Source organism: Kitasatospora sp. NPDC004531, from assembly GCF_053602195.1.
Genome location: NZ_JBSGDD010000046.1, coordinates 1 through 14,865 on the forward strand (window position 1 = coordinate 1; position 14,865 = coordinate 14,865).

The 14,865-nt window shown below is 74.4% G+C and carries 12 protein-coding genes; 3 read left to right on the forward strand and 9 right to left on the reverse strand.

Going from position 1 to position 14,865, the window contains the following annotated elements; all coding sequences use genetic code 11:
* Window positions 1–94: 94 nt before the first annotated feature.
* From ACWEMJ_RS19445 to pdhA, 3 genes are read right to left on the reverse strand one after another with little or no spacing between them, the layout of a single operon-like run.
* Window positions 95–1,528 carry a dihydrolipoamide acetyltransferase family protein gene (locus ACWEMJ_RS19445; protein ID WP_452138296.1) on the reverse strand — a complete coding sequence of 478 codons (1,434 nt, stop codon included), beginning with the start codon at window positions 1,526–1,528 and terminating at the stop codon, window positions 95–97.
* 13 nt (window positions 1,529–1,541) lie between these two features.
* The gene (locus tag ACWEMJ_RS19450; RefSeq protein ID WP_452138297.1) at window positions 1,542–2,516 is read right to left on the reverse strand and encodes an alpha-ketoacid dehydrogenase subunit beta; all 975 of its coding nucleotides are present in this window, start codon (window positions 2,514–2,516) and stop codon (window positions 1,542–1,544) included.
* Window positions 2,516–3,661: a pyruvate dehydrogenase (acetyl-transferring) E1 component subunit alpha gene (gene pdhA / locus ACWEMJ_RS19455; protein ID WP_452138298.1), complete on the reverse strand. Its 1,146-nt coding sequence runs from the start codon at window positions 3,659–3,661 to the stop codon at window positions 2,516–2,518. The genes ACWEMJ_RS19450 and pdhA overlap by 1 nt, the downstream gene beginning before the upstream one ends.
* Before the next feature lie 311 nt (window positions 3,662–3,972).
* On the opposite strand from pdhA, the gene ACWEMJ_RS19460 reads away from it, so the two are divergent.
* Together ACWEMJ_RS19460 and ACWEMJ_RS19465 are read left to right on the forward strand one after the other, a co-directional pair.
* Window positions 3,973–4,632 carry a response regulator gene (locus ACWEMJ_RS19460; protein WP_452138332.1) on the forward strand — a complete coding sequence of 220 codons (660 nt, stop codon included), beginning with the start codon at window positions 3,973–3,975 and terminating at the stop codon, window positions 4,630–4,632.
* A 58-nt stretch (window positions 4,633–4,690) separates the two neighbouring features.
* Window positions 4,691–5,779: a phosphotransferase enzyme family protein gene (locus tag ACWEMJ_RS19465; protein ID WP_452138299.1), complete on the forward strand. Its 1,089-nt coding sequence runs from the start codon at window positions 4,691–4,693 to the stop codon at window positions 5,777–5,779.
* Between the two features lie 27 nt (window positions 5,780–5,806).
* On the opposite strand, the gene ACWEMJ_RS19470 is transcribed toward ACWEMJ_RS19465, so the two are convergent.
* The 5 genes from ACWEMJ_RS19470 to ACWEMJ_RS19490 form a co-directional block, all read right to left on the reverse strand.
* Window positions 5,807–7,498 (reverse strand): protein kinase domain-containing protein, encoded by a 1,692-nt coding sequence (locus ACWEMJ_RS19470; protein WP_452138300.1) that lies wholly within the window; start codon window positions 7,496–7,498, stop codon window positions 5,807–5,809.
* Between the two features lie 161 nt (window positions 7,499–7,659).
* A complete protein-coding gene (locus tag ACWEMJ_RS19475) occupies window positions 7,660–9,030 on the reverse strand; it encodes a protein kinase domain-containing protein (protein ID WP_452138301.1) in 1,371 nt (456 codons plus the stop codon).
* Between the two features lie 89 nt (window positions 9,031–9,119).
* On the reverse strand, window positions 9,120–9,731 hold the full coding sequence (locus ACWEMJ_RS19480; RefSeq protein WP_452138302.1) for a bacterial proteasome activator family protein: 612 nt from the start codon (window positions 9,729–9,731) through the stop codon (window positions 9,120–9,122).
* Between the two features lie 88 nt (window positions 9,732–9,819).
* Window positions 9,820–10,824 (reverse strand): hypothetical protein, encoded by a 1,005-nt coding sequence (locus tag ACWEMJ_RS19485; RefSeq protein WP_452138303.1) that lies wholly within the window; start codon window positions 10,822–10,824, stop codon window positions 9,820–9,822.
* Between the two features lie 118 nt (window positions 10,825–10,942).
* Window positions 10,943–11,911, reverse strand: coding sequence for an NAD(P)H-quinone oxidoreductase (locus ACWEMJ_RS19490; RefSeq protein ID WP_452138304.1), 969 nt, complete (start codon window positions 11,909–11,911; stop codon window positions 10,943–10,945).
* Window positions 11,912–12,064: 153 nt separating this feature from the next.
* Here ACWEMJ_RS19490 and ACWEMJ_RS19495 point away from each other — a divergent pair, with 153 nt between their 5' ends.
* Complete coding sequence (locus ACWEMJ_RS19495) at window positions 12,065–13,171, forward strand: potassium channel family protein (RefSeq protein WP_452138305.1); 1,107 nt, start codon at window positions 12,065–12,067, stop codon at window positions 13,169–13,171.
* 510 nt (window positions 13,172–13,681) lie between these two features.
* Here the strand turns inward: ACWEMJ_RS19495 and ACWEMJ_RS19500 are convergent.
* The gene (locus tag ACWEMJ_RS19500) at window positions 13,682–14,851 is read right to left on the reverse strand and encodes a molybdopterin molybdotransferase MoeA (RefSeq protein ID WP_452138306.1); all 1,170 of its coding nucleotides are present in this window, start codon (window positions 14,849–14,851) and stop codon (window positions 13,682–13,684) included.
* Between the last annotated feature and the right edge of the window lie 14 nt (window positions 14,852–14,865).

Below are 14,865 nucleotides of genomic sequence, written 5' to 3' on the forward strand. Positions count from 1 at the left end.
CCTGTCGCTGGCGGACGCCGAGGAGATGGCGCACGAGAAGGTCAAGTGGTGGCGCTGGCTGGGTGCGGTCTCCCCGGACGGCGGCCGGGGCGGATCAGCCCCAGGTGATCAGGCGCTTCGGGAACTCCAGGATCGCGGCGACGTCCGCCAGCACCTTGGAGCCGAGCTCGCCGTCGACCAGCCGGTGGTCGAAGGACAGCGCCAGCGTGGTGACCTGGCGCGGCACCACCTTGCCCTTGTGCACCCAGGGCAGCTCCCGGACCGCGCCGAAGGCCAGGATGGCGGCCTCGCCGGGGTTGAGGATCGGGGTGCCGGTGTCCACGCCGAACACGCCGACGTTGGTGATGGTGACGCTGCCGCCGGACATGTCCGCCGGCGAGGTCTTGCCCTGCCGCGCGGTCTCCACCAGCTCGCCGAGCGAGACGGCCAGCTGGGAGAGGGTCTTGGAGCCGGCGTCCTTGATGTTCGGGACGATCAGCCCGCGCGGGGTGGCGGCGGCGATGCCGAGGTTGACCGCGCCCCGGATGACGATCTCCTGGGCGGCCTCGTCCCAGCTGGCGTTGATCTCCGGGTGGCGCTTGATCGCGGTGAGCAGCGCCTTGGCGACCAGCAGCAGCGGGCTGACCCGCACCCCGGCGCCCAGCTCGCCGCTCTCCTTGAGCTTGCGCACCAGCTTCATCGTCCGGGTCACGTCGACCTGGACGAACTCGGTGACGTGCGGCGCGGTGAACGCCGAGGCCACCATGGCCTGCGCGGTGGCCTTGCGGACGCCCTTGACCGGCACCCGGACGTCCCCGGCGGCGGTCGGCACCGGCAGGGCGACCTGCTCGGCGACCGGCCCGGTCGCCGGCGCGAGCGGCGCGGCGGCGGGCTCGACGACCGTCTCGGCGGCGGTGGCGGCCGCGGCGTGCACGTCCTCGCGGGTGACCACGCCGTTCGGGCCGGTCGGCCGCACGGTGCGCAGGTCGATGCCCAGGTCCTTGGCGAGCTTGCGCACCGGCGGCTTGGCCAGCGGGCGCTCGCCCTCCGCGACCACGGCCACCGGGACGACCGGGGCGGCGGGCGCGACGGGAGCGGCCGGGGCGGCGGGCGTGGCCGGGGCGGCGGGCGTGGCCGGGGCGGCCGTGCCGTTGGTGCGTCGGGCCCGGCGCTGCGCCGAGCCGGTGCGCGGGCCGTAGCCGACCAGCACCTCGCGGCGCTCCGGCTCGGCCTCGGCGGCCGGCGCGGCAGCGGCGGGGGCCGGTGCGGCGGCGGGCGCGGCCTCGGCCGGGGCGGCCCCGGCGACGGCCACCGCGATGATCGCGGTGCCGACGTCCACCGTGCTGCCCGCCGGGAAGTGCAGCGCCTCGACCACGCCGGTGAACGGGATCGGCAGCTCGACCGCGGCCTTGGCGGTCTCCACCTCGCAGACCACCTGGCCGTCGGTGACGGTGTCGCCGGGCTTGACGTACCAGGTGAGGATCTCGGCCTCGGTGAGGCCCTCGCCCACGTCGGGCATCTTGAATTCGCGCAGCGTTCCGTTGCTCATGTCCGGCCTCCGCTCAGTACGCGAGCGCGCGGTCGACGGCGTCGAGCACACGGTCGAGGTCGGGCAGGTAGGTCTCCTCGACCCGCGACGGCGGGTACGGGGCGTGGTAGCCGCCGACCCGCAGGATCGGCGCCTCAAGGTGGTAGAAGCAGCGCTCGGTGAGCCGGGCGGCGAGCTCCGCGCCGAGGCCCAGGAAGACCGGGGCCTCGTGCACCACGATGCCGCGGCCGGTGCGCTTGAGGGACTCCTCCAGGGTGGCGAAGTCGATCGGCGACAGCGAGCGCAGGTCGACCACCTCCAGCCGGCGGCCGTCCTCCTCGGCGGCCTGCGCGGCCTCCTGGCAGACCTTCACCATCGGCCCGTAGGCGATCAGGGTGGCATCGGTGCCGGGCCGGACGATGCGCGCCGAGTGCAGCGGCAGCATCGGGTCCTCGCCGACCTCGCCCTTGTCCCAGTAGCGGCGCTTGGGCTCCAGGAAGACCACCGGGTCGTCGGACTCGATGGCCTGGCGCAGCATCCAGTGCGCGTCGTGCGCGTTGGACGGGCTGACCACCCGCAGGCCGGCGGTGTGCGCGAAGTACGCCTCGTGCGACTCGCTGTGGTGCTCCACCGCACCGATGCCGCCGCCGAACGGGATGCGGACGGTGACCGGCATCTTGACGTGGCCGAGCGCGCGGGCGTGCATCTTGGCGAGCTGGGAGACGATCTGGTCGAAGGCCGGGTAGACGAAGCCGTCGAACTGGATCTCCACCACCGGGCGGTAGCCGCGCAGCGCGAGGCCGATGGCGGTGCCCACGATGCCGGACTCGGCGAGCGGGGTGTCGATCACCCGGTCGTCCCCGAAGTCCTTCTGCAGGCCGTCGGTGATCCGGAAGACGCCGCCGAGCTTGCCGATGTCCTCGCCCATCAGGACGGTCTTCGGGTCGTTCTCCAGCGACTTGCGGAGCGCTTCGTTGAGCGCCTTGGCGATGCTGAGCTGGCCGGCCATCAGTGCTGTTCCCCCTCGAAGGAGGCGGCGTACGCCTCGTACTCGGCGCGTTCCTCGTCCACCAGCGGGTGCTGCTCGGTGTAGACGTGGTCGAAGATCAGGGTCGGGTCCGGGTCGGGCATCGAGCGGACGCCCTCGCGGACGCGCAGGCCCAGCTTCTCGCTCTCGGCCTCGACCTCGGCGAAGAACGCCTCGTCGGCGAGGCCCTGCTTCTCCAGGTGGGCCTTCAGGCGCAGGATCGGGTCCTTGGCCTTCCAGGCCTCGGTCTCCTCGGACTGCCGGTAGCGGGTCGGGTCGTCGGAGGTGGTGTGCGCGCCCATCCGGTAGGTGAACGCCTCGACCAGCACCGGGCCCTGGCCGGTGCGGGCGTGGTCCAGCGCCCAGCGGGTGACGGCGAGGCAGGCCAGCACGTCGTTGCCGTCGACCCGGACGCCGGGGAAGCCGAAGCCGGAGGCGCGGCGGTACAGCGGGATGCGGGTCTGCACGGTGGTGGGCTCGGAGATCGCCCACTGGTTGTTCTGGCAGAAGAACACCACCGGCGAGTTGTAGACCGAGGCGAAGGTGAAGGCCTCGTTGACGTCGCCCTGGCTGGAGGCGCCGTCGCCGAAGTAGGCGATCACCGCGTCGTCCGCGCCGTCCTTGGTGATGCCCATCGCGTAGCCGGTGGCGTGCAGGGTCTGCGCGCCGATCACGATGGTGTAGAGGTGGAAGTTCTTCTCGTTCGGGTCCCAGCCGCCGTTGTTCACGCCGCGGAACATGCCGAGCAGGTTCAGCGGGTCGACGTCGCGGCACCAGGCCACGCCGTGCTCGCGGTAGGTGGGGAAGGCGTAGTCGCCGGGGCGCATCGCCCGGCCGGAGCCGACCTGGGCGGCCTCCTGGCCGAGCAGCGAGGCCCACAGGCCGAGTTCGCCCTGCCGCTGGAGTGAGGTGGCCTCGGCGTCGAAGCGCCGCACCAGGACCAGGTCCCGGTAGAGCGCGCGGAGCTCCTCCGGCGTCACGGTGAGCGGGAAGTCCGGGTGCTCGACCCGCTCCCCCTCCGGGGTCAGCAGCTGGACGAGTTCCGGCGCGGCAGAGCCTGCACTGGCTTTGTCGGGGACGCCGGGGGCGGCCTTCTTGCGCGCCCTCGTCGTGCTTTTGACGGTCACGTTCACTCCCTCGGTCTGTCCGGCCGCCCGGGGTCGCCGGTGGCCGGTCCGGTCGCCCTTCCGGCCTCGCGCGCGTGGGTGTGCGCACCGGCTCGGGCAGGCGGTGTTCCTTTCCGACGGCGTCCCTCACGAGAACGTTACCCAGCGGCACCCCTTGGCGCTCTTGCGCTAGGACGTCCTAGTTGTTCTCCGGCGGGGAAACCGCCGATGTGACGGGGCTTACCTTCCGGTCAGGACACCAGCGCACGGTATCCGGGCACGGCCCGCTGCGAAAGGGGGTAACGCCCATCGATTTGTGCGACGCTTTGCAAATGACTGATAACGGACATATCAGGGTTTTTCTCCTCGATGATCACGAAGTGGTCCGAAGAGGCGTGCACGACCTGCTGTCGACGGAGGGCGACATCGAGGTGGTCGGCGAGGCCGGCACCGCCGCCGAGGCGCTCAGCCGGATTCCGGCGGTCGGCCCGGACGTGGCGGTCCTGGACGTCCGGCTCCCCGACGGCAACGGGGTGGAGGTCTGCCGGGAGATCCGCTCCCGGTACCCGTCGGTGAAATGCCTGATGCTCACCTCGTTCTCCGACGACGAGGCGCTGTTCGACTCGATCATGGCCGGGGCCTCCGGATATGTCCTGAAAGCGATCCGCGGCACCGACCTGCTCTCCGCGGTGCGCGATGTCGCGGCCGGCAAATCGCTGCTCGACCCGGTCGCCACCGGCCGGGTGCTGGCCAGGCTCCGCGAAGGCGGCGAGAAGGAGGACGAGCGAATCGCCCAGTTGACGAAACAGGAGCGCCGGATCCTCGATCTGATCGGCGAGGGGATGACGAATCGGCAGATCGGCAATGAGCTGCACCTGGCCGAGAAAACCGTAAAAAACTACGTCAGCAGCCTGCTGGCGAAGATGGGGATGGAGCGCCGCACCCAGGTCGCCGCCTACGTCGCGCGCCGCCGGGCGGGCCGGCAGCACTGAGATCACATGGAACACGCTCTGTCAAGCCGCTATCACGCCGAGTAATACGCTCTGCTCCGTGACGTACGGTCAGACCCTCTCCCTCGCGCCGGCCCGCCCGGACGCCACCGCTCCTCCCATCGGCACCCTCAGCCCCCCGGTCGCGCACGCCGCCGTGGCCGGGGTGATCCGCGCCTACCGCACCGCGCCGCTCGGCACGGCGGTGCCGGTGGCGGAAGGACTGCTCAACCGCGGCTACCGGATCACCACCGCCGACGGCGCCCGCTACTTCCTGAAGTGCTACGTCGACCGGGCCACCGCCCACCGGCCGGCCATCCTCCGCCAGCACCGCGCCTCCGCCGCGCTGGCCGCGCTCGGCCTCCCGGTGCCGCCGCCGATCGCCAACCTGGACGGCCGGACCATCACGCCGTACGGCGGCCGGCTCTTCGCGCTCTACCCGTGGGTGCCCGGCGAGCACCGGCACGGCACCGAACTCGACCCCGCCCGGTGCGGCGAACTCGGCACCCTGCTGGGAGCACTGCACGGCGCACTCGCCGACGTCTGCGCCCCGCTGCCGCAACCGGACGGGGTGCTCAGCGCCGACGTCGAGGAGACCGAGCGGCTGGTCCTGGAACTGCGCGAGCAGGCCCGGGCGCACCGCCCGCACGGGCCGTTCGACCGGCTCGCCGAGCAGCGCCTGACCGAGCGGCTGGACCTGCTCGCCACGCACCGGCACCGCCGCCCCGGCCTGGCCGACGCGCCGCCCACCGGCTGGACCCACGGCGACTTCCACGGCCTGAACCTGCTGCACCGGGACGACGCCGTCAGCGCCGTCCTGGACTGGGACAAGCTCGCCCCGCACCCGGTCGCCGAGGAGGCCGTGCGGGCCGCCACGCTGCTGTTCAACGACCGCGCCACCGGCGTCCTCGACCTGGTCCGGGTCCGGCACTGGGCCCGCGCCTACCGGGCCACCGGGGCCGCGGACGCCGAACAGGTCGCCGCCGCGGTCCACCGGGTGTGGTGGGAGCGGCTGAACGACCTGTGGATGCTGCAGTGGCACTACCAGCGCCGCGACCACCGGGCGGACCCGCTGTTCGCGGCCTCCGCCGGGCAGCTCGCCTGGTGGTGCCAGGACTACGAGCAGGTCATGGACGCGTTCGCCAACTGACCCGCCCGTACCCCGTCCCGGCCCCGGTCAGCCGGTCAGCGGCTGCGTCCCGACCCCGGCGCCGGGGCTGACGGTCGGCTTCGGCGAGAGGCCGGTTCCCCCGCTCGGGCTGGGCGGGGGCGAGCTCTTGTCGCCGGAGGGGCTCGCCGACGGCGAGGGCTTCACCGAGTGCGAGGCGCTGGCCGAGGCCGACGCGGACGGGCTGGCCGAGGCGGAGCCGCTGGGCGACGGCGACCAGCTCGGCGTCTCCGTCTGCCGCCCGGTGCCCTGGCTGCGGGTCGGCGTCGACCCGCTGGTCGGCCGCTCGGTCGGCAGGTCGGCGGACGGACTGCCGGTGACCTGGGTCGGCGCCTTCTGCTCCGGGTCCTTGGACTTCTCGTCCTGGTTGGCGGTCAGCGCCAGCGCCACCCCGATGGTGGCGGCCAGCACCAGGGCGACCGCGCCCAGCACCCAGCCCCACGGGTTGCGACGCGGCCGCTGCTCCGGGTCCTCGCCGCCGTGGTCCCCGCCGCCCACGCCCTGGTACGGCTGCGCGGGCGTCTGGTACCCGCCGGCCATCCCGTACGGCATCGCCTCGGTGCGGGCGGTGGCGTCGCCGACCGTGCCGAGCAGCTCGGTCGCCGCGACCGAGCCGCCCGCTGGGGTGCCGTCCCAGCCGCCGGCCGCCAGGGCCGCCGGATCGGCCGGGTACCCGACGCCGGCCGCGCCGTGCAGCTGCCGCAGCGCGTGCTGGACGTGCACCCGGAACTCGTCGGCGCTCTGGAACCGGTCGTCCGGGTTCTTCTCCAGCGCCCGCAGCACCAGCGCGTCCAGCTGCGGCGGCACCCGGTCGTTCACCCGGGACGGCGGCACCGGCGCGTCCTGGACGTGCTGGTACACCACCGCCAGCGGGGTCTCGCCGACGAACGGCGGCCGCAGGGTGAGCAGTTCGTACAGCATGCAGCCGGCCGCGTACAGGTCGGAGCGGTGGTCGACGGCCTTGCCGAGCGCCTGCTCCGGCGACAGGTACTGCGGGGTGCCCATCACCATGCCGGTCTGCGTCATGGTGGTGGCCGCGCCGGTCAGCGCCCGGGCGATGCCGAAGTCCATCACCTTGACCGCGCCGCCGTTGGTGATGATCACGTTGGCGGGCTTGATGTCGCGGTGCACGATCCCGTGCTGGTGGCTGTAGGCCAGCGCCTCCAGCACCCCGGCGGTGATGATCAGCGCCTGGTCGACCGGCGGCGCCTCCTCGTCCACCAGCAGCTCGCGCACCGTCCGGCCCTCGACCAGCTCCATCACGATGTACGGGGTGGACTCCCCGCCGTGCTGCTCCTCGCCGGTGTCGTAGACCGCGACCACCGCGTGGTGGTTGAGCGCGGCCACCGAGTGCGCCTCGCGGGTGAAGCGCAGCCGGGCGGTGTCGTCCTCGGCGAGTTCGGACCGCAGCAGCTTGACCGCCACGGTGCGGCCCAGCCGGAGGTCCTGGGCGGCGAACACCTCGGCCATCCCGCCGCGGCCCAGCCGCCCGGTCAGCCGGTAGCGGCCGTCGCCGACCGTGGGGAAGGGAACCGCGTTGCCCCGCCCGGGAGTTGCCGACCCGACCGGGAGCACCTCGGTGGGGCCGGTGACCTGGTCGGCCCCGCTGTCGTCGGGCCGGCCGTCCTCGGCCCGCCCGTACTGCTCGGGGATGTCCCGCTGCTCCACCCGGCCGTCGTCCGGTCGCTCGCTCTGACCCATCGCTCCTCGCCCCGGGCACTCGCTCGGCGCGCGTTCGCCCTGTCGGTTCCGTCCTCAGAACGCTACCGTCTCGCGTCCCCCGACGTGGCACGGGACGGCGTGCGCAGGGCTCACGGCGGGCTCTGCGAGCCTGTGCCGGGGCCGAGATCGAGCAGGGTACCTCAGTAGGTCGAATTGCTCGCGCCGGCCGCCGCGATCGCCACGATGATGATCGCAAGAACGATCACACCGATGATCACACCGACCACGATCAGCGCCGTCGAACAGCCGTTGTTGTTGTTCGAGGGCGGCGGGTACGGCATCGGCATCGGCGGGCCGGGCATCGGACCCGTCATCGGACCCGTCATCGGGCCCGGACCCGGCATCGGGCCGGGCATCGGGGCCTGCTGGAACGGCGGCGGCGTGGTCTGCGGGAAGCCCTGCTGCGGGAACGGCTGGGGCGTCTGCGGCGCCTGCGGGAACGGCGGCGGGGTCTGCGCGTACGGCGGCGGGGTGTGCGGCCCGGGCGCCGGCGGGTACGGCTGCGGCGGCAGCTGCGGCGCCGGGGTGCCCAGGTTGCCGCTCACCGGCGGGAAGTTGGTCAGCGACGGCGCGGCGTGCACCGACCGCGGCCCCTCGCCGATCACCAGCGGGGTGGACGCCTGCAGCGGCGTGTTGCCCTGCTCCCCCGCCGCGACCCGCTCCACCTCCTCGCGCATCGCCTCCGCCGACGGGAACCGGTGCGCCGGGTCCTTGCGCAGCGCCTGCGCCACCAGCGCGTCCACCGCCGGGGTGACCGCCCCGTTCAGCGTGGACGGCGCCGGCGGGGTCTCCTGCACGTGCTTGTACGCGATCGAGAACGCCGAGTCGCCGTCGAACGGCAGCTGCCCGCTGAGCAGCTCGAACAGCATGCAGCCCACCGAGTACAGGTCGGACCGGGCGTCCACGCTCTTGCCGAGCGCCTGCTCCGGCGACAGGTACTGCGGGGTGCCGACCACCATGCCGGTCTGCGTCATCGAGGTCACCCCGGACTGCAGGGCGCGCGCGATGCCGAAGTCCATCACCTTGACGACGCCCTTGGTGGACACCATCACGTTCGCCGGCTTGATGTCGCGGTGCACCAGCCCCTGGTCGTGCGAGGCCTCCAGCGCCGACAGCACCGCCGCGGTGATCTTCAACGCCTGCTCGGTCGGCATCGCGCCGCGCGTGGTCACCTGCTCGTCCAGCACGTCCTTCAGCGAACGGCCCTCGACGAACTCCATGACGATGTACGGCGTCGCCGTCCCGTCCGGCCCGATGTCCTCACCGGAGTCGAACACCGAGACGATGTTGGTGTGCTGGAGCCGCGCCACCGCCTGCGCCTCGCGCCGGAACCGCTCCTTGAAGGAGGCCTCCCGGCCCAGTTCGGTGTGCAGCGTCTTCACCGCGACCTGACGGTCCAGCACCGTGTCGTACGCCAGGTGGACGGCCGCCATGCCGCCCTGTCCGAGCAGCCGCTGCAGTACGTACCGGCCGTGGCCGAGCGAGTGGCCCTCGGTGCTGCCCTCAGTCATGTCCCAGCTCCCCCTCGGCGCGCGGTACTTCCGAACAGGGGCCAGGGTAGCGGTTCGGGGCCGCGCCGCAGCGCGGCCCCCGACCGGGACTACAGATACGGACCCGAGCGCAGGCCGCGGCCCGGACCCGGCTCCTCCAAGTCCCCCTCGGCGCCGTGCAGTCCGGGCGGCAGCGCCCGCCGCATCTGCTCCAGCTGCGCCCGCGCCGCCATCTGCTGCGCGAACAGCGCGGTCTGGATACCGTGGAACAGGCCCTCCAGCCAGCCCACCAACTGCGCCTGCGCGATGCGCAGTTCGGCCTCGGTGGGGATGTTGTCGTCGGCGAACGGCAGCGACAGCCGCTCCAACTCCTCGACCAGCTCGGGCGCCAGGCCCAGCTCCAGCTCCTTGATCGAGCTGGCGTGGATGTCCTTCAACCGGGCCCGGCTGGCCTCGTCCAGAGGCGCCGCCCGCACTTCCTCCAGCAGCTGCTTGATCATGCTGCCGATCCGCATCACCTTGGCCGGCTGCTCGACCATCTCGGTCACCGGGAGCTCGCGCGGCTCGTCGTCCTCGTCGCCCCGGCCGAGCCCGCCCGCCGGGGCGGTGCCCACCGCCATGCCGTCCGGGCCGACGATCAGCACCTTCGGGCTGTCCTCGGACTTCCCGCTCGACGTCTGGCGAGGATCCTGCTGCGACCGCTCGTTCATCGGGTTGGTCATAGCTCCTTCATATGCGTCGTCCACCGCGGAGGTCAACGAACCTGGTCTTGGGATCGTCCCACCCGGCGGCCACCCGCGTCGCGCGGCCTCACCGCCGACGCAGCCTCATTCCGACCAGGCCGAGACCCACTCCGATCATGCCGAGTCCGACGCCCAGCGGCAGCTGCTTCGCGGACGGGTCGCCCAGGCGCAGCGGCCCCACCGGCCCCACCGGCACTGCCGGGCCGGCCAGCGGCGCGCCGGCCGCCTCGTCCCCGCCCGCCACCGCCGCCGGTGCGGGCTCGACCGTGTCCTCGTCGCCCACCGCGGCCTCCGGCGTCCCCCGGTCCGCCCCGCCCTCGGCAGCCGCCTGCCGGCCGCCCTCCCCGGCCGGCTCGCGCTCCGGTTCGGCCTCCGCCGCGACCGGGGCGGGGGCCTCGGCCTGCTCGGGCGGCACTATCGCCTGGTGGTGGTGCCCGCGCCCGGGCCGGCCGGGCTCCGGGCCGCTGCGCGACGGCGGGACGGGCTCCGCGCTCGATGGCGCGGGAGGTCGCGCGGGGGGCGTCGGGTGCGACGGCGCGGGCGGCTCGGCGGAGGTCTGCGGGGAGGGCTCCGGTGACGGCGCCGGCTCCGGCGCTGCGGAAGCGGTGGGCTCGGCGGGCGGCGTCGCGGAGGCGAGGGCGGACGGCGCGGCGACCGCCGGGGTGCGGGACGGCAGGGCCGGGGCGGCGGGGGCGGGGCTCGGGGAGCCTGCCGTCCGGGTCGCGCTGGGGGCGGCGGGCACCGGGACCGGGACGGGAACGTTCGGCGCCGCCCCGGATATCGCGCCGTCGGCCGGCCCGCCCGACTGCCCGGTCTGCCCGGCCTGCCCGGCCTGTTCCGCCGCCTGCTGCCGGGCGGCGTCGAACTCCGCCGCCGCCTGCTGCCGGGCCGCCTCCAGCTGCGCCTGGGCCTGTTGTCGGGCATCGGTCGGCGGATCCACGGCGAAGACCGGAGCGGCCAGCAGCAGCGGCAGCGCCAGGCCGGTCAGCGCGGCTCTGCGGAGCAGCGCGCCAGGACGGGCGGCGGGGGTGCGGCGCTTGGCCGGGGGCACGGGGCGGCGGCGAGCGAGCATGGAAAGCAGATCCTCCCGACGGCCGCCCGCATCGGGATGCGGGCGGAGGCGGAACAGCTTTCGACCAGCCTCACACACCGGGACACTTCGGGCATTTCCGCCGCCCCTGCCCTCCGGATCACACCTCCAGGACGACCTTCCCGACCTGGCTCCCGGCCTCCACCACCCGGTGCGCCTCGGCGGCGTCGGCCAACGGCAGGACCCGGTCCACCACGGGACGGACCACGCCCGCCTCGACCAGCGGCCAGACGTGCTCGCGGACCGCGGCGACGATCGCCGCCTTCTCCGCCAGCGGCCGCCCGCGCAGGTTGGTGGCGATCACGGCGGCGCGCTTGGCCAGCAGGGTGGCCAGGTTCAGCTCGGCCTTGACGCCGCCCTGCATGCCGATCACCACCAGGCGGCCGTTCACCGCGAGGGCGTCCACGTTCCGCTCCAGGTACTTGGCGCCCATGATGTCGAGGATGACGTCGGCCCCGCCGAGCGCGGCGAGCTCGGCCACGAAGTCCTGCTGCCGGTAGTCGATCAGCACGTCGGCGCCGAGCTCGGCGCATCGGGCCAGCTTCTCCGGGCTGCCCGCGGTGACCGCGACCCGCGCGCCGACCGCCTTGGCCAGCTGGATCGCCATCGTCCCGATGCCGCTGGCCCCGCCGTGCAGCAGCACCGTCTCACCGGGGCGCAGGTGCGCCACCTGGAACACGTTCGACCACACCGTGCACGCCACCTCCGGCAGCGCGGCGGCCTGGGCCGGCGTCAACCCCTTGGGCACCGGCAGCAGTTGGCCGACCGGAACGGCCACCTTCTCGGCGTAGCCGCCGCCCGCCAGGAGCGCGCACACCTCGTCGCCGACCGCCCAGCCGGCCACCCCCGGGCCGAGCGCGGCGATCCGGCCCGCGCACTCCAGCCCCGGATACGGCGAACTGCCCGGCGGCGGATCGTAGAAGCCCTGACGCTGCAGCAGATCGGCCCGGTTCACCGCGGTGGCGGCGACCTCGACCAGCACCTCGCCGGCGGCCGGGACGGGATCGGGAACCTCGGCCCAGACCAGCCGCTCTGGGCCGCCGGGCTCGGGAATCGTGATGGCTCGCATGGCCGCCACGCTACGCCCCCGACCGCCGGACATCCCGCTCCCCCCGGACGTCAACCGCCAGTCCGTCAAGGGCTGCCGCCGGTACCGGACAGGGTGGCGACACTCCGCCCCCGGGGTCGTCCGGCGACGTCTCCACCCCCCATCCTTGTGCCTGTGCCGAACTCGAATCCGCCCGACGACCCGGGTGCCCGGCCGTCCCGCCTGACGCTCAGTCGCTTCCGGGACCAGGGCACCGAAGACACCGACCCCGCCCGCCGGATCGCGCTGCCCGCCCGCCGCACCCGCCCGCCGACGCGACAGGTCGCCCGCCGACTGCTGCTCGCCCTGGGCGTGCTGGTGGCCACCACCCTGATCGTCTACGCGGACAGCGCCGGCTACAACGACAACGCGGACAGCTCGGTCAGCCTCCTCGACTCGGCGTACTACGCCACCGTCACCCTCTCCACCACCGGGTACGGCGACATCACCCCCGTGAGCGACAGCGCACGGCTGGTGAACATCTTTGTGATCACGCCGCTGCGCGTGGTCTTCCTGATCATCCTGGTCGGCACGACTCTCGAAGTGCTCACCGAACGCACCCGCCTGCAGTGGCGGATCGAACGCTGGAGGCACACCGTGCGGGACCACACCGTCGTCATCGGCTACGGCACCAAGGGCCGCAGCGCCGTCGACACCCTGCTCGGCCAGGGCGTCCCCAAGGACTCCATCATCGTGGTCGACCCGCAGGCCCGGGCCATCGACCAGGCCACCCACGACGGCCTGGTCGGCGTCCTCGGCGACGCCACCCGCACCGCCACCCTGATGCGGGCCGAACTCCCGCGCGCCGCCCAGGTCGTGGTCGCGCCCGAACGCGACGACACCGCCGCCCTGATCACCCTCACCGCCCGGCAGCTCAACCGGGGCGCCACCGTGGTCGCCGCCGTCCGCGAGGACGAGAACGCTCCCCTCCTGCGCCAGAGCGGCGCCGATGTCGTGGTCACCTCCTCCAGCTCGGCCGGCCGCCTCCTCGGCATGTCGATGCTCAGCCCCAACGCGGGCGCCGTGATGGAGGACCTCCTCACCTACGGCAACGGTCTCGACGTCGCCGAACGCCCCGTCACCAAGGCCGAGGCCGGCCTCAGCCCCCGCGACCTCCCCGACCTGGTCGTCGCCGTGGTCCGCGGCCGCCGCGTCCTCAACTACACCGAACCCGAGGCGGCCGTCCTCCAACTCACCGACCGCCTGATCGTCATCAAGCCGGGCACGCCCGTGTCGGCCTGACACCACCGGTTCCACGTGGAACACCCCGCCCGGGCGAGGCAGGGGCGCAGCCGGGCTCGCACCGCGCTTCGGGCACGGGCGGGCGGATTCGGCGCCGCCGGGCGCGCCGGCCGCTCCCCGGCACCGGCAGTGTCCCCGCCTGCTCCCTGCAGCCGACACCCGAGCCCGCCCTCGGGCCCCCTCGTTCCACGTGGAACACCCCGCCACGAGCCGGGCGGGGCCCGCAGGGCGTAGCGCAGCAGGGCTCGCACTTCGCCTCGGGCGCGGGCGGGCGGATTCGGCGCCGCCCGGCACTCGCGTCCGCAGCGAGGCGACGGGCGTGCCGGCCGCTCCCCGGCATCGGCAGTGTCCCCGCCTGCCCCTCGCCCGAGCCCGTTCCCGGCAGCCCCTCGTTCCACGTGGAACATCCGCCTCAGCAGCCGTAGCACCCCCACCCACCCCGCGTCGCACAGCATCCGTTCCCGCCGGGCTCCGTGGCGCGGTTCCACGTGGAACGTCCCGGTCCGGTGGTCAGGGCAGCCGCAGGACCTCGGCGTACTCGCCCGCGGTCAGGCCGCCAGGTGGGACGGCGGCGAGGGCGTCGGCCCGGGCCAGGCCGCGGAGCATGGCGGGGCCGTCGTGCGGGAGGGGGGCGAGGCCGGCGGGGGTGCGGCGGACGGGGTGCAGGCGGGTGTCCGTCGGGTGCCCGGGGAGCGTCGCGGCCAGCGGCTCTGTCGGTGCGTCCGCGGCGGTGCGGCCCGACAGCGCGTGCAGCAGCGGCAGCGCGAGCGTGACCGTCCCGGCGACGGCCGCCAGCGGGTTGCCCGGGAGGCCCACCAGGTGGCGCCCGCCGGGCAGTGCGGCCAGCAGCATCGGGTGCCCGGGCCGCACCGCCACCCCGTCCACCAGCAGGCGCCCGTCGGCCGCCGCCAGCGCGGCGTGCAGGAAGTCCACCGGTCCGGCGGCGGTGCCCCCGGTGGTGAGCACCAGGTCGGCGGGCGAGTGCCGGATCGCGTCCCGCAGCAGCCCGAAGTCGTCGCGGACGTAGCGGCTGCCGAGCAGTTCGGCCCCCGCGGCGGCCAGCCACGGCGGCAGCAGCGGCCCCAGCGCGTCCCGCACCCGGCCCGGCGCGGGCAGGCCCGAGGTCAGCAACTCGTCGCCCAGCAGCAGCAGTTCGACGGTCGGCCGGCGGCGCACGGCCAGCTCGTCGTGCCCGGCGGCAGCGGCGAGCCCGAGCACCGCCGGCGTCACCGGCAGCCCGGCGGGCAGCAGTTCCTCGCCCCGGCGGCACTCCTGCCCGCGCGGCCGGACGTCCTGACCCGGCCCGACCTCGCCGTGCAACTGGGCGCTGCCGTCCGGGAGTTCGACCAGGCGGCCGTGTTCACGGCGGAGCACCCCCGTCGCATCCGGCGGGAGTTGGGCGCCGGTGGCGATCTCCACCGCCGCTCCGTCCGCCAGCGGGGCGCAGTTCTGGCCCGCCAGCACCCGGCCGGACAGCCGCCACGGGCCCGGCCCGGCCACCGCCCAGCCGTCCATCGCCGAGGTGTCGAAGGCGGGCAGGTCGGTGAGCGCGGTCAGCGGCTCGGCCAGCGTCCGCCCGACCGCGACGGCCGACGGCACCCGCTCCACCGGCAACGGCTCCACCGCCGCCCACGCGGCCCGCCGGGCCTGCGCCCACGGACACCCTCGCGAAACGACCACGCCCGCCCCGCCCC

What these genes read in the sequence shown, in the direction of transcription:
- ACWEMJ_RS19450 (WP_452138297.1), bottom strand. Translation starts at nt 2,516, where the DNA reads ATGGCCGGCCAGCTCAGCATCGCCAAGGCGCTCAACGAAGCGCTCCGC.
- ACWEMJ_RS19480 (WP_452138302.1), bottom strand. Translation starts at nt 9,731, where the DNA reads ATGACCAACCCGATGAACGAGCGGTCGCAGCAGGATCCTCGCCAGACG.
- ACWEMJ_RS19490 (WP_452138304.1), bottom strand. Translation starts at nt 11,911, where the DNA reads ATGCGAGCCATCACGATTCCCGAGCCCGGCGGCCCAGAGCGGCTGGTC.
- ACWEMJ_RS19470 (WP_452138300.1), bottom strand. Translation starts at nt 7,498, where the DNA reads ATGGGTCAGAGCGAGCGACCGGACGACGGCCGGGTGGAGCAGCGGGAC.
- ACWEMJ_RS19460 (WP_452138332.1), top strand. Translation starts at nt 3,973, where the DNA reads ATGACTGATAACGGACATATCAGGGTTTTTCTCCTCGATGATCACGAA.
- ACWEMJ_RS19485 (WP_452138303.1), bottom strand. Translation starts at nt 10,824, where the DNA reads ATGCTCGCTCGCCGCCGCCCCGTGCCCCCGGCCAAGCGCCGCACCCCC.
- ACWEMJ_RS19445 (WP_452138296.1), bottom strand. Translation starts at nt 1,528, where the DNA reads ATGAGCAACGGAACGCTGCGCGAATTCAAGATGCCCGACGTGGGCGAG.
- ACWEMJ_RS19475 (WP_452138301.1), bottom strand. Translation starts at nt 9,030, where the DNA reads ATGACTGAGGGCAGCACCGAGGGCCACTCGCTCGGCCACGGCCGGTAC.